The 14,356-nt window shown below is 33.0% G+C and carries 18 protein-coding genes; 7 read left to right on the forward strand and 11 right to left on the reverse strand.

Annotated elements, in window-relative coordinates:
- Positions 1-30 precede the first annotated feature (30 nt).
- From Q0P94_RS05570 to Q0P94_RS05585, 4 genes are all read right to left on the reverse strand, one after another.
- The gene (locus Q0P94_RS05570) at positions 31-165 is read right to left on the reverse strand and encodes a hypothetical protein (RefSeq protein ID WP_295114578.1); all 135 of its coding nucleotides are present in this window, start codon (positions 163-165) and stop codon (positions 31-33) included.
- Positions 162-383, reverse strand: coding sequence for a hypothetical protein (locus Q0P94_RS05575; RefSeq protein WP_295114580.1), 222 nt, complete (start codon positions 381-383; stop codon positions 162-164). The genes Q0P94_RS05570 and Q0P94_RS05575 overlap by 4 nt, the downstream gene beginning before the upstream one ends.
- Positions 364-705 carry a hypothetical protein gene (locus Q0P94_RS05580; protein ID WP_295114582.1) on the reverse strand — a complete coding sequence of 114 codons (342 nt, stop codon included), beginning with the start codon at positions 703-705 and terminating at the stop codon, positions 364-366. The genes Q0P94_RS05575 and Q0P94_RS05580 overlap by 20 nt, the downstream gene beginning before the upstream one ends.
- A 150-nt stretch (positions 706-855) precedes the next feature.
- Positions 856-1,014, reverse strand: coding sequence for a hypothetical protein (locus Q0P94_RS05585; protein WP_295114584.1), 159 nt, complete (start codon positions 1,012-1,014; stop codon positions 856-858).
- 934 nt (positions 1,015-1,948) lie between these two features.
- Here Q0P94_RS05585 and Q0P94_RS05590 point away from each other — a divergent pair.
- On the forward strand, positions 1,949-2,443 hold the full coding sequence (locus tag Q0P94_RS05590; protein WP_295114586.1) for a hypothetical protein: 495 nt from the start codon (positions 1,949-1,951) through the stop codon (positions 2,441-2,443).
- A gap of 523 nt (positions 2,444-2,966) precedes the next feature.
- Here Q0P94_RS05590 and Q0P94_RS05595 read toward each other — a convergent pair.
- Together Q0P94_RS05595 and Q0P94_RS05600 are read right to left on the reverse strand one after the other, a co-directional pair.
- Complete coding sequence (locus Q0P94_RS05595; protein ID WP_295114588.1) at positions 2,967-3,314, reverse strand: hypothetical protein; 348 nt, start codon at positions 3,312-3,314, stop codon at positions 2,967-2,969.
- 296 nt (positions 3,315-3,610) lie between these two features.
- On the reverse strand, positions 3,611-4,744 hold the full coding sequence (locus Q0P94_RS05600) for a site-specific integrase (protein WP_295114589.1): 1,134 nt from the start codon (positions 4,742-4,744) through the stop codon (positions 3,611-3,613).
- A 106-nt stretch (positions 4,745-4,850) separates the two neighbouring features.
- On the opposite strand from Q0P94_RS05600, the gene Q0P94_RS05605 reads away from it, so the two are divergent.
- The gene (locus tag Q0P94_RS05605) at positions 4,851-5,201 is read left to right on the forward strand and encodes a carboxymuconolactone decarboxylase family protein (RefSeq protein ID WP_295114591.1); all 351 of its coding nucleotides are present in this window, start codon (positions 4,851-4,853) and stop codon (positions 5,199-5,201) included.
- Positions 5,202-5,308: 107 nt separating this feature from the next.
- Here the strand turns inward: Q0P94_RS05605 and Q0P94_RS05610 are convergent, their stop codons facing one another.
- The gene (locus Q0P94_RS05610) at positions 5,309-6,241 is read right to left on the reverse strand and encodes a CPBP family intramembrane glutamic endopeptidase (RefSeq protein ID WP_295114593.1); all 933 of its coding nucleotides are present in this window, start codon (positions 6,239-6,241) and stop codon (positions 5,309-5,311) included.
- Positions 6,242-6,370: 129 nt separating this feature from the next.
- Between Q0P94_RS05610 and Q0P94_RS05615 the strand changes: the two genes are divergently transcribed.
- From Q0P94_RS05615 to Q0P94_RS05635, 5 genes are all read left to right on the forward strand, one after another.
- Entirely contained in the window at positions 6,371-6,652 is a 282-nt protein-coding gene (locus Q0P94_RS05615) for a 4Fe-4S dicluster domain-containing protein (RefSeq protein WP_295114595.1), read from the forward strand.
- Positions 6,653-7,055: 403 nt separating this feature from the next.
- Positions 7,056-7,325 carry a DUF6110 family protein gene (locus Q0P94_RS05620; protein WP_295114597.1) on the forward strand — a complete coding sequence of 90 codons (270 nt, stop codon included), beginning with the start codon at positions 7,056-7,058 and terminating at the stop codon, positions 7,323-7,325.
- Positions 7,326-7,348: 23 nt separating this feature from the next.
- Positions 7,349-9,496 (forward strand): heavy metal translocating P-type ATPase, encoded by a 2,148-nt coding sequence (locus tag Q0P94_RS05625; protein WP_295114599.1) that lies wholly within the window; start codon positions 7,349-7,351, stop codon positions 9,494-9,496.
- An 89-nt stretch (positions 9,497-9,585) separates the two neighbouring features.
- Entirely contained in the window at positions 9,586-10,335 is a 750-nt protein-coding gene (locus Q0P94_RS05630; RefSeq protein WP_295114601.1) for an ABC transporter permease, read from the forward strand.
- A gap of 9 nt (positions 10,336-10,344) precedes the next feature.
- Entirely contained in the window at positions 10,345-11,097 is a 753-nt protein-coding gene (locus Q0P94_RS05635) for an ABC transporter ATP-binding protein (protein WP_295114603.1), read from the forward strand.
- A gap of 4 nt (positions 11,098-11,101) precedes the next feature.
- Here Q0P94_RS05635 and Q0P94_RS05640 read toward each other — a convergent pair whose 3' ends face one another.
- From Q0P94_RS05640 to proS, 4 genes are read right to left on the reverse strand one after another with little or no spacing between them, the layout of a single operon-like run.
- Positions 11,102-11,488 carry a putative zinc-binding protein gene (locus tag Q0P94_RS05640; RefSeq protein WP_295114605.1) on the reverse strand — a complete coding sequence of 129 codons (387 nt, stop codon included), beginning with the start codon at positions 11,486-11,488 and terminating at the stop codon, positions 11,102-11,104.
- A 7-nt stretch (positions 11,489-11,495) separates the two neighbouring features.
- Positions 11,496-12,230 (reverse strand): bifunctional hydroxymethylpyrimidine kinase/phosphomethylpyrimidine kinase, encoded by a 735-nt coding sequence (gene thiD / locus Q0P94_RS05645; protein ID WP_295114607.1) that lies wholly within the window; start codon positions 12,228-12,230, stop codon positions 11,496-11,498.
- Positions 12,231-12,905, reverse strand: coding sequence for a 2-phospho-L-lactate guanylyltransferase (cofC, locus tag Q0P94_RS05650; RefSeq protein ID WP_295114609.1), 675 nt, complete (start codon positions 12,903-12,905; stop codon positions 12,231-12,233).
- A 7-nt stretch (positions 12,906-12,912) separates the two neighbouring features.
- Entirely contained in the window at positions 12,913-14,316 is a 1,404-nt protein-coding gene (gene proS / locus Q0P94_RS05655) for a proline--tRNA ligase (protein WP_295114611.1), read from the reverse strand.
- Between the last annotated feature and the right edge of the window lie 40 nt (positions 14,317-14,356).

The following is a 14,356-nucleotide window of genomic DNA, read 5'->3' on the forward strand; positions in this document are numbered from 1 at the left end:
TCACCTTCATGTTGATTGGAGGAATTCATTTTAGATTCCTCCGGTGCTGGTTGCTATACCAATCCAGCCAATTATTACAGCAAATATTATGCTCCCAATAAAGATTACTTTGGGATTCAAGTTCATCGGTTCCTCTTTAGGATATAATCTTGCCGGTTTGGTCATTGAAATAACCCCCTTTTGATGCTGATATCAATAATCCAATTCAGGTTGATTATTGTATGCCTTCCGCTTTTTCTGCGTATGAGCACTGTTTTATCGTCGAGGAATTTGAGTTCATCGGATTTGGTCAGTGAATAATAACAGTCTTCATCAATGGATGCAAATTCAATGAATAATCCGTCAGTAAGATTTTCCTGCATCTCAAGAAGTGTTTGTTCCATATTTGCCCTCCGGTTTGTTTTTCCTGAATCCGACAATGAATGCTTCTCCTCTTATGAATTTGATTAAGCCAATATCACCTTCAGTTGCATAGTGAATCAGTCCTAACAGCTTGGAGTGTATTAGTGTTTGGTATGCTTTTTCGCCACCATCCACCAATACGATACCGTCATCGTCAATGTAGAGGATTTCCTGTTCCACATCACCTTTGGCAACTTTGATCTCGCCATTGTGGGTGAGGATGCCATGGTAGTTGTCTTCGAACTGGTTAGGTAATGCGTATTGGTCTGCATCATGTTTTTCAAACGGTGAATAGCTGCTCATGTCTATTCACCTATTTGATCAATTTTATCAAACATTTCCCACATTTTGTCCCATAGCTCTTTGGGGACTGTAACGTATTGTACGCCATCAATTTCTTGTTCAAACATATTTTTTGACCTCTCTTGTGTTTTAAATATTTTTTATTCGTGTTTAGTCCAGTTTCATTATCTTGATTCTGTATGAATCGAAGAATTCCTTTTCATTGCGGATGTTTTCAGTTTCCTGAATTTCAGCAATTGCTTCTTCAAGTGCCATGAAGTTATTGAAAATTATTACTTCATTGGGCCGGGGTTTGATTACTTCACACATTATTTGGTGCCTCCTGTTTTCCCATTATGGGAGTGCATGATCAACAGTCTAAAACACATTGAGGCCAGAAGTCTTTGAAAAATAAAAATAGCATTCGAGTAAAATTAATTTTCCATCTCTTAACGAATATTTAGAATAAAATAAGTTTGCCATTGTTAATGTGGCAATATTTATATATTCCTTAAAATATACTAGATATTGGGTTAAGTTTTGAAAAGTATTAATTTTTAACAAAGTTTCGCGGCTCTGTTTAACTATTCTTATTTTTCTCTTACTGACCCCATAGGATTATATTAAAAAATAATATTTAGCTCGTTATTCATAATATAATCCTTTTTTTATAATCTGTTTTTTCTCATTACTTTTTTTGATATTTTACCTCCATAGATCACTGTTTAGGCCTCACCAAGAAAAAGTTGTACGAGCATGTAAAATTGCTCTGACTTCGTAATAATGGTGTGGGCCAATTACTTTGTTTGTAATTATCAATATTTAAACATTTGCATTCTATTTTTGGCGATTCGATATTAATCTGTTCAGTTTTTTTGAAATTTATTGTGTCCCTAAGCCTTGTGTTTTCACAAATTTTGCTAAACATTTCAACAGACTATTTCGACAAAAAAATCAGATTGTATAAAATTGAAATTGGAATGAAGCCTAACACTTGCCAGTGAAACGAAGTCATAATCAAAATACATATCAGGGCACTGTTTTCAGAGCATAACAATTGTCAAAAGTATTTATTCAAATATAATCAGATTATCATTTAAGTACAGTGTAAACTGCTGGTAGTTCAATGATATTAATTAATTTAAATGCCAATACGGCCATTTTGTTGAAGCGATTACTTTTCAAATGCTCTCACTTTCAGCTTAAATAATCCGTCACATAAAACAATTAATCACTATTAATGAAAAAGTGAGGTATAAAAAAGATGATCCGCAAAAGCAATAAAAACCTGCTGAATTGGATTTACGAATATATAATTGATTTTACAGATGAAAAAGACGTTTCCGGATTGACTTGGACAAGCACACATGATGAGGCTTTGAAATTCCTCCATTCCATACCTCAAAAAGAAAGGGTTCAAAGATACGGATTTTATTCAAGCCATTCAATCTTCTTCCTGGTGGATTCGCTAGATGAAATAACGGAGGTTTTAAAAAATGGATTTATTTCACAGCGGACCTGCAACATAATCTATAACTGGAATCTGGAAGTCGGACGTGAAAACTGGGATATGATAGATATTAAGGCAATGTCTCTTCAGGAAGGCATGGAATGGAATAGTACCAAACAGACATATGTTTCCAATCCCTTGAATCGGTTGGAAGAGCTGGGCCTCGTCGAATGCGTCAATCCTGAAGTGAAACGGGGAAAATTGTACAGATTAACCGAAAAGGGTGAGGAAATATTCGGGGACATATGATCTGGTTTTAATACGAAATGATTGATTCAGAATTAGATTATTCTGGATCAAATAACATTAACGGCTGGGGTTAGCTATTCAAAACTTACTTTCCGAAACCATTGCATATATATCCCAGTCCAAAATCTAAATCCAAATCCGAAACGGCGACCATTAATGTTAATGTCATCTTAGGAGTAGTAAGATTAAACTTGAATTAAAGCAAATTCTTAATAGAATTTCAGAAAATATGATAAATAAAAATGTAGGTATAAAACAAACCTTCAAATATATTTTAAACAAGGAATATTCCTGTTTAAAATACTTTTCATAGATAGCAGAATAATCTCTAGAATGATAACTACTTATAAGTAATATAATGCCGGGTAAAATTTCTAAAAAAGATTTGTTATTTAGTAATATAGATAAACCTGTGAAAATAATCAAAATTAATAAATATAGGCATATAGTAATTTTCTTTAATCTATATAATTCCTCATTAAATGACATTTAATCACCTAAATATAAAATAGGATAATTTAAATTAGGAATCTTCTCCTAATTTAATAATCAATATTGTTATTATAAATAATATCAAAAAAATTAATCCAAACCAATTAAAGTACCATAAAACTGAAACTACGCAAAGAATACCATATAAAACGCATAGATAATTATCATTTTCAATTTTATATGAAGATACATAAATAATGAAAGCCAATAAGATGTCAACAACTGTTGTTACAATCAAGGGTATCAGTAAATCAATATCTAAATATGCCCTCAGACCAAATTTAGTCAGCATGAAAATTATGAAAAGAATCCATAAAATAAAATAAAAATAAGCGATGCATCTTGCTAATTGACGACCATTCTCTTTTCGTACAAACATATATTGACCCTCTTGTTAATAGAATTAATATATCTTTATTTTACTATAAATATTTAATCAAATCATCAGAAGAACATTAACGGCTGGGGTTAGCTATTCAAAACTTACTTTCTAGAATCCTTGCATATATATCCCAGTTTAAAAATCAAATCCAAATCCAAAAAGGTTGCCGTTAATGTCAAATCCAGTTCATCAAATTAAAAGAAAAATATTAGCTATTGATTATATCAGGGTTGGCATCAAGTATTAGGAATGTTTGGCAATGGCATTCAACAGGGTCAAATGCCATCACAAGATTATTTTCCTATCTGTGCTTTAAGGAGTTCAAAATCCTTTTTCATCGATCGGATATCTGCCACTTCTCGCTTAAGGACCTCAAGTTCAGTTTCCAATTTCTTTTTATCATTTTCCAGTTGCATGAACTCAGGAGACTTGATTGATAGCTTTTCAACATCCATATTGATTGTTACGGCAGGCAAATGCCTGATGTATTCATATTTCAACTCTTCAGGATTGGTCATGAAATAAACGGAATCAGTTACGTTTTTAGCCTTTCCCTGCAAATCGTTGACCTTGTCTATGCTCATGCCGTCGTTGTATAATGCGCTTGCATGGAATTTCCTCAGCATGTGGCTTCTGAATCTAGCATATTTTCCAACATTTCCAAGATTCAATGTATCGTTTATTTTTTGAAATGATCTTCCAAGATGTGTTGGGCTTACATCGAATAGGGGGCTGTCATTTTTAACTGAATCTGTGCGTGTTAAAATATATGCATTGATTGCATTTACTGCTTCTGGACTGCAATATGTGATATAATATTTGTTTGTTTTTTTCCTTCGGAGATTGAAGGTAGGCACGACATCATCCTTTTCGTTCAAGAAATCAATTACCTCAAAAATGTCCATTCTGCGCCTAGGTATATATTCTGATACTGCATCTATGTAATCCTGTATGGTTAAACTCAATGCTTCTGCTCTGGCACAACCGCTTGAACATGAAAACAGTATTATGGCTTTCATCAATGGTGAAGATATTTTAAATGCTTCCCTTATCACTTCTTTGTCAGGCAAATCCTTATAGTAGATTGGCTGGGGTTTTCTCAAAGACTGTTGGGTAACTCTAGGCAATGATTGTATTTCAATGTCATAGAATTTGTAAAAGAATTTGATGCTCCAGATGTGTTTTTTCACAGTGCTTGCAGCATAATTCTGTAACAGGTGGTGTCTGAATTCAATCAGTTTAGCTCTTAAACGGCAATTTTTCCATCTTACATTGTTCTTTTCATCTTCTTCAGCTTCCATCAGAAGTTCCTCAAGTGACATGTCGAAATATTCACAGTACTTCCGAAGTGAAAGGTTATAGTTGTTCTGTGTCTGTTTTGAATGATTGCAACTTAAACACATATTCTTAATGAGCTCGTTATTCATGCTATCACCTATGTATTTTATTTTTTAAATATTGTTAGAGAGAGCATTTGAAAAGTAATATTTTTCCGACAAAATCTATAAGTATGACAACTTTCATACTATCTATATGAAAGGAGATGTTTATTACGGTAAAGGTATAAGAGAGTTAAAAGACAGTCACCCGGACTTATTTGAATTAGTATCCAACATTAACGATACTGTATGGGACGGTAAGGTTATAGATTACAAAACTCAAAAATTGATTGCTATTGGTATTACTGCTTCCCGTGCTGATCCAAGAGCTACCAAAAAACAAATGAGGAGTGCAATTGAAGTATTGGGCATCACAAAAGAAGAAATTGTTGATGTTTTAAGAGTTGTCTTATTGACTTCTGGTATGCCAGCATTTTCAAAATCACTTCAAATTTTAAACAGTGTTACTGAAGCTATCGAAGAAGAAAGGGAAGATAAAGCTTAAAATCCCTCTGATTTTGAAGTTTTTGAAAAGATTATAATAGTAATGTTTAGAAGAGTTAACAAATAATATAACTCTTGAACTCTTTTTTTAGTAAGGATTTTCTTAAATTAACCTAGAATTTGATGCATCATTATTAAAATGCAAAATCCGATAAACAAAATCATTCCTGGATTAATAATTATTGTTTTAAACGGTTTGGATAATGTTATTTTTTCACAAAGATTTTCTAAGTTAATGTTTTTGTGGCGATATAGTTTTAATGCACCTATCAAAAACGAAACAAGTATTATCGCTAAATAAATTATCACTATTGACAAATCAAAAGGTTGCATTGGCCCTGAAATCATGTTTTCCACACTTTTTCCAACAAATAAGCTTACAACTGATCCCATCAAATTAACTATAATGTGAAGTAGTATGGTGTATTTTAATTTTCCTGTTTTTATGTAAACATATGCGAAAAATCCTCCCAATAGGAATGCATAGAAAAACTGGTTTAGATTTCCATGAATTAAACCGAATATTAATGAAGATAAAAGTATTGAGACTTTAGCCCCATATTTTATTGTTCTGTCGATTAGTAATTTTCTAAACAGTATCTCTTCAAAAATAGGTCCGATAATACTTATTAACAATAGATTCAACCAAATGTCAGTTGAATTTATTAGTGTCTGTACGGGATTTATTACATCAAGAGGTGTAAAAAAGCTGATTATTGAAGTAATTATTAATCCTATTATATTTCCTATCCACATAAGGGTTATTGTTATTGCGAGATATGTTAAAAATTTTTTAATGGATAATTCTTGTTTTTCTGGTTTTTGTGAATCTAGTTTTTTCATTAGATAGATTAAAATTGGAAATGGTAAGACATAATTGCAAATAGCTGATATTATTGTGAGTGAATTTAAATTATTGATTAAAGTAAGATTTAACACTCCAGCTATATTGATTATGATTATTTGAAGGATTATTGTAAGAATTGCATATACTAAATAATTAATTCCTATTTTTGAGAAAAATTTTTTATGGATATTCAAACACTCACCAATTAACTTTTTAGTTTTGAATTCTTATTTACTTTTATCTATAAAAAGTTTAGGCGTTCCAAAATATTTATAAGGTATTGTCAATAAATTTAGTCATACCTAAAAAAAGAGGTGTGTAAAATGGGAGGAAGACATGGACGAGGTCATTCATCATTGGGCTTGGAATTGGGTATGCATTTATTTTCTGAATTTTTAAGGTCATCACATAAATCACGGTGGCGTATTGGTAATAATATTCACAAATGTATGTTATGTGGAAAATGTGAGTTTGTCTGTCATTCACGGGCTATTTCTGTAAGCAGACATAATAAAACCTGGACATTGAATAACAGGCGTTGCAATCAATGTTTGGAATGTGTGATGAAATGTCCTGCACGTTGTCTTACACAGGTTAGGATATAGTTTCCAATTTTAGGATTGCTTAAATCTTTTATTTTTTTCATTATTTCTATTTTTTGGTTTAACTAAATTATTATCTTAATTTTTTTTTAGTTTAACCAAATTTTATTCTTTGCTTTGCCTAAAAAACCTCTTAAAATCGAATAATTTATATAGGGGTTTTGAGTTAATATAGTATGTCAGATAACTTATGCAATTAAATTGGGGATGTGAGGATTGCTAAGTTATTTTGCATAAATAATCAAATTACTTTTTTCTGAGCTTCGAGTTAAATTTGTACAATATTTAATTGTATTTAGGTTTACCTAAAACTTATATAATATTGTAACTAATATAATATTGTAATTGAATAATTTAGTTTTGCCTAAATTATTTCAATGAATAAATAATTTTTTTAGGATGTGAAATGATGTTACGTAATGATATTATTGACAAATGTGTAGAACATAAACATGCATTGATTTTTGCAGCAGGAATCGCAACTGCTATTGTAGGTAAAAAAATAATTGAATCTAAAACCGTAAAAGATGCAGCTACCCGTGGAATGGCAACTGTAATGTCAGCTAAACAAGATGCTGAAGAATGTTTCCAGGACATGAAAGAAAATGCAGAAGAAATTGTAATCGATGCTCACGAAGAAGATAAAAAAGAAATCTACGTAGAAGCTAAAGATTAATTTTATTTTTTTAAGGTTGAAAAATGAAATTTCAAGTAATGTATGATAACGGGCCTCGTTTAAGGGTTCGTTCTGGCCAATGGGCCTTCACTCAAAAGGAAGGTTATGGTCTTGCTTCATTACTTTTGGATCAAAGTTTTGTATATGAGGTATATACTTCCCATAGAAATGGAAGTATTACAATATACTATGAGGAAAGTATTGAAAATAAACAGAAAATATTCAATATCCTTAAAGGAATTACATTTGATGATTTGTTTGAAGCTGAACCTACACAGACTCAGGTTTCAAAAGAAATCACTGATGATTTTTATCTCAAATTATCTAAAATGATTTTTAAAAGGGTTTTGGGAAGACTGTTCTTGCCGATTCCTATTAAAAATGTTTTAACAATATATCGTGCTTTAAGATATGTTGCTGAAGGTTTGGATAGTTTAACAAGTTTCCGTGTTGATGTTGCACTTCTTGACGGTGCGGCAGTAGCCGGTGCATTGTTGCAAAAACAATATAGGCCTGCAAGTTCCATGATGTTCTTATTGTCTATATCCGATGAACTTGAAGATTATACTTTACAAAAAGCTAAATCAACTCTTAAAGATAGTTTAGCTTTAAATATTGACACTGTATGGGTAATTGGAGAAGATGGTGAGGAAAAACAATGTCCTGCTGTTGACATTGATAAAGGCGATAAAATCAAAGTTCACATGGGAGATGTAATTCCTGTTGATGGAAAAGTAATCGAAGGGGAAGGAATGGTTAATGAGGCTTCCATGACTGGAGAGCCATTGGCCGTTCACAAAAGACCTGGCAAAACAGTTCATGCGGGAACTGTAATTGAAGAAGGAAATCTGATTGTTGAAGTTTACTCAATGAATAAGGAAACAAGATTAAATAAAATTATTGATTTAATTGAAAACTCAGAAGAACTTAAGGCTGATACACAAAGTAAGGCCGAAAAACTTGCTGATTCTATTGTTCCATACAGTTTCATTGCAACAGCTTTAACATATCTCATTACACGCAATCCGTCAAAAGCGTTATCTGTGTTAATGGTTGATTTTTCATGTGCAATTAAGTTGACTACTCCATTATCCATCATATCTGCAATGCGCGAAGCATCTGATAACCGGATGATGATTAAAGGTGGTAAATTCCTTGAAAACTATGCGAATGCTGATACAATTGTATTTGACAAGACCGGAACTTTAACTAATGCGGCACCAAAAGTCGTTGATATCATTCCAATGTCTAGAAGATACACCCGTGATGAAATCCTGACTATGGCTGCATGTATTGAAGAGCACTTTGCACATAGTATTGCTACGGCTATTGTAAAACAGGCTGAAGAAGAGGGTTTAAAGCATGAGGAAGATCACAGTGAAGTTAAATACATTGTAGCTCATGGTATTGCAACGGAATATGATGGAAAACGTGCAGTAATAGGTTCCAAACATTTCTTGTTTGATGATGAAGGAGTCAAATTAACAAAAACTCAGGAGAAAAAAATCAAAAAACAAGCTAAAGAACATTCTGTAGTTTACCTTGCTATTGATGGAAAACTTGAAGGTATAATCTGCATTGATGACCCTGTACGCGAAGAAGCGAAATATGTCATTGAAGAACTCAAGTCATTAGGCATTGAAAATGTCATAATGCTTACGGGTGACAGTGAAAGTGGTGCAAGGGCAGGTGCAAAGGCTTTAGGCATTACAGAATACCGGTCTCAAGTACTTCCTGAAGATAAATCCAGAATTGTTGAAGAACTTAAAGAAGAAGGAAAAACTGTTATAATGGTGGGTGATGGTATTAATGATTCACCGGCACTTGCGGCAGCAGATGTTTCCGTTTCAATGAAAAATTCATCAGATATTGCTCGTGAAGTTGCAGACATATCTTTGCTTTCCGATGATTTGTATGATCTTGTTACACTCAGAAAACTAAGTGTTGGAATGCTTGACAAGATCAATACTAACTACCGAAATATTGTTGCGGTTAATGGTTCACTTCTTGTTTTAGGAGTATTGGGTGTAATTCCACCGTCAACATCTTCAATGATACATAACTTATCTACAATGTTATTTGGAGCAATGAGTACTAAATCCGTCCTCAAAGACGAAGATTATACTGAAGGTATAGAAGTAGAAGCTATTGAAGTAGCTGATGCTTCTTAATTTTTCTTTTTTTTCTTGAGTTTTTTTTAAAGTTTTTATATGATGATAACATAATTAGTAATGTATAAAAATTTTAATTAAGTGATGAAATGTTTAATAATTATAAAAATAAATTCGTTCCATTAATTTTACCAATAATTCTAATCTTTTTCTGGTATCTGATTACTAATGGTTTGGGATTATTTTCTTCATACATTTTGCCAGGCCCAATAGATGTACTCAACTCTGCTTGGGTGGTTATAGAAAATGGCAAACTTCTTACAAATACTGTTGACACTTTATTTAAAGTATTTGCAGGTTTGATTTTGGCATCTGTTGTAGCTATTCCATTGGGAATCTTGCTTGGATGGTATAAGACTTTGGAAGATTTGGCTACTTTTGTAATCAGTATCCTAAGACCAATCCCTCCGGTTGCATGGATTCCGTTTTCAATTTTATGGTTTGGAATTGGAACTGTTCCTGCAGTATTTATCATATTTATGGGATGTGTGTTCCCTATTTTAGTATATACCATTGATGGAGTAAAAAGAACTGATAAGGTTTTAGTCGAATCCGCTCAAACTTTAGGAGCAAACGACTGGAATGTTTTAAGACGTGTTGTTGTACCGTCAACAGTTCCATATATTGTTTCTGGTTTAAAAGTGGGAATTGGTATTGCTTTGATGTGTACCATTTCTGCTGAGATGATTGGTTCAAGCAGTGGTTTAGGTTATATGATTTTAACTGCAACAAATCTCTTTGATACTGGTACTACTGTTGTAGGTATGCTTGTAATAGGTTTAATTGGACTTGTATTTGATTTTGTATTTACAAAAGCTCAAAACAGGATATTCTGGTAGGTGTGTTAAATGTCAATTGAAATAAAAAATATTCATAAATCCTTTGAAGGTAAAAAATCAGATAAACTGTCTGTTTTGGAGGATATTAATTTAACTATTAATGATGGTGAGTTGGTTTGTCTTTTAGGCCCCTCAGGCTGCGGTAAGACAACACTTCTTCGTTTGATAGCAGGCCTTGACCAACCTACTTCTGGTGAAATAGTTGCCAATGGTGAAGTTGTTAAAAAGCCGTCCGGTGACAGAGCAGTGATTTTCCAGCAATATTCCCTTTTCCCATGGCTGACAGTTTTGGAGAATGTTACATTCGGTTTGGAAATGACCAAAAAAGGAAGTAAGGAAGAAAATATTGCCGCTGCAGAAAGATATCTTACAAGTGTTGGTTTAATTGACTTTAAAGATAGCTATCCTCATGAACTTTCTGGTGGTATGAAACAGAGGGTTGCAATAATTAGATCTTTACTTAACCATTCGCCTATTTTACTTATGGATGAGCCATTTTCTGCATTGGATATGCAAAATAGACATAAACTTCAAGAGCAACTGATTGGGGTTTGGAAAAGGTTCAACAATACAATTGTTTTTGTAACTCACGATGTGGATGAAGCAGTATTCCTCGCTGATAAAATCGTAATTTTGGATAAAAATCCTGGAAAAATTGCATATGTCCAAGAAGTTGATATTGAAAGGCCAAGAAAAAGAGAATCTAAAGAGTTTATTGCTCTTCAGGAAGCAATTGTTGAAGATTTAGATATGGGAGATTAGTTGTCTAATCCCATTTAATTTCTTTTTTTATTTTTAAAATTTCTTTTTTAATAAGTTCCACACATTTTTCATCGTTTTCATTAATTCTTACAGTGCATTCTGCTTTCATATTATTTTCTTTTAGGAGTTTTTGAACATTCAAATTATATTCAACAGAAGCATCCTTTGTTTTTAAAATGGTTTCAGGACAACAGTTTTCACAGCCATTTACACCAATTACTGTGTTGTTGTGAGCAAGGTCTATGAATTTTTGATAATTTCCACCACTTGCAACAATGCAGCAATACTCGATATCATCATATTCAATACTTAAATCGTAAACACTGACACGTGATACTTCACCTCGCGGATTCATTCCACTGCAGGCACATAAAACAAGTTTGTCATTCATATTATCACTAGATTTTAGCTATTAAAGTTCCATAACTTCCATTTTTTATTCCTTCATAAACATAATCCAGGGATTTTATAATGCTTGTTTTCAAATCATTGTTCCTTGCCAAATATGCAACAATTGCTGATGATAGATTGCAGCCTGTACCATGCAGATTATCAGTTTCAATCAATTCCTGTTTTTTAATAGTAATTTCACCATCGATGTTAATTGTATTAATGCCGTCCAAGTGTCCTCCTGTAATGATATTGTCGCATAATATTTTTTTTGATGCTTCAATTGCATCGTTGCCGTCTTTAATTTCAAAACCTGTTAATTTTTCTGCTTCTGAAATATTTGGAGTTGTTAAAATAGAATTTGGAAGAAGATATTTATTTAAAGCATCAGCTAAATCCTCTTTTGTTAGGTCTCCACCGGATGTTGCTACCATAACCGGGTCTACCACTGCTTTTAGATTGTATTCTTTGATTTTTTTTGAAACCATCTTAATTATTTCGGGTGAGTATAACATTCCAGTTTTTATAATTTCCACTTCATAACTTTCCATTACTGAATCAATTTCTTCTTCGATAAATTCTGGGGAAATTGGTAATGTTGAAAAGAATTTATAGGGATTTTGCGCAGTTAAAGCAGTAACAATCCCAGTTCCATAAACTCCAATTGCCTGAAAAGTTTTCAAATCAGCATAAACACCGGCTCCTCCTGACGGATCAATGCCTGCAATGCTCATCACAATCATTTAATCAGCTCGTGTAACTTTTATTCTTTCGCTACCACGTGACGGTTCAAATTGAACTTTAAGCTCTTTTAAATACTTTCGAGTATGGGTTTTTTCACCGTGAATCATGATTTCGCCTAAATCTTCAGCAGTATTTACATCAAGAGCCATGAAGAATGAGTCATGAACCTGTGGATTTAATTTTTTTCTTTCAGCAGCGTTTACATGTTCCTTATAGCTAAAACCTTCAAAGCGTGTGTGTATTGCCATAGGTTTCATTATCATCATGTTTGTTCCTCCACCTTTAGATGGGACAATGATGAAATCAAGGCTTTTGGAAGCATTAATCAACATTTGGACATTAGTTTTCCCAATTAACGGAATGTCAGATGGTACAATAAGGACTTTTTTTGTTTTTCCTTTGCAATATTTCATTGCCTGCTTCAATGCCTTGTTTAAATTTGAATTTTCATCCTCTAAGAGGGTGTTTAACTTAAGGCTTTCAGCATAACTCAGCACATCCTCATCTCTGCTGATAATGAATATTTTATCCACATATTTTTTCAGGGTATCTGTAACATCCTGAAGCATTACTTTCAGGAGCTTTTCCCTTTCCTCTTCTGATAAAAATGGAGAAAGTCTAGTTTTTGCATTTTTGAACTTGCTAACTGGAATTATTGCATATATCTCATCCATACTATCACTAATAAGTTTTAGCTATTAAAGCGATGTATTTTGCATCTTTGTCACTGGCTATACATTTGCCTTCGGATACTTCTTCCTGAATACCTAAAATGTCGTAACCTGTTTTTTCTTCGATTTGCTTACCTACTGATTCATCTCCACACCAGTTGAATTTGACGACATTGCCCGCTTCGACAAGTTGTGGAATTTCATCTAAATCCTCTGTGAATTCAACATGTTCCTCTTGGAATTTCCATGATTGTCCGGCAAGGTCTTCGGAGGATTTATTCAATAATTCAATCACATTGTCTGCTAATGATTCGTCCAATGGAAGCTCTATTTTTTCTTCTTCATCTCTCCTCATTGCTATTGTAATATTGTTTTGCAAATCACGAGGTCCGAGTTCCAGTTTAATTGGAGTTCCTTTTAGCTCCCAGTCATTGAACTTTTTGCCTGGGCGGATGTCTCTGTCATCAAGGTTGACTCTGAGACCTTTTGCTTCCAATTGTTCTTTGATTTCACTGCATTTTGCAAGAACTTCTTCTTTTCCTTTTTTGAATAGGATTGGGATTATTGTAACTTGATTTGGTGATACTTTTGGCGGTAGGCGTAGACCTTTTTCGTCTCCATGAATTCCAATAACTGATGCTATTACTCTGTCAGATAATCCTGCACATGTTTGATAAACTAATTTGTGCTCTCCGTCTTTGTCTTCAAAAGTAATGTCAAATGTTTTTGCAAAGGTCTGACCGAGATTGTGAATTGTACCAATCTGCAGGGTTTTTCCATTAGGCATTATTACATCAAAGGCCATTGTGTAGTCGGCACCTGGGAATTTGTCCCATTCAGGCCTTTTGGAAATTAGGTATGCAAGACCTAAATCATCGAAGAATTCTTTATACATTTCAATGAAGTCCTGAACTTGTTCATCAGATTCTTCTTTGGTTGCATGTGCTGTATGAGCTTCTTTAAAGGTAGTTATTTCTCTGACTCTTATTAATGGTCTTGTATGTTTTGTTTCATATCTGAAAGTGTTGACTATTTGATACATTTTAATTGGAAGGTCAATATGTGTTCTAATCCACAGGGAGTACATAGGATATATTGCGGTTTCACTGGTTGGTCTTAATGCCAGTTGTTCATTTAATTCTCTTTGACCTCCTTTTGTTACCCAATATACTTCATCTTCAAATCCTTTTACATGTATTCCTTCCTTTGCAAGTTCACTTTCAGGAACAAGCATTGGGAACAATACTTCATCATGATCTTTATCCAATAATTTTTTAATAATGTTCATTGAATGTTTCCTTATTTGAAAACCGTATGGTCTCCAAACTGCCATTCCTTTAATAGGATATCTTGAATCGGTAATGTCTGCTTGTTCTAATATATCATGAAACCATTCATCAAAATTTTCCACCATATCACCTAAATAATTTTATAATATTAAATTATATGTTTTT

This window comes from uncultured Methanobrevibacter sp., from assembly GCF_946184425.1.
Classification (GTDB): domain Archaea; phylum Methanobacteriota; class Methanobacteria; order Methanobacteriales; family Methanobacteriaceae; genus Methanocatella.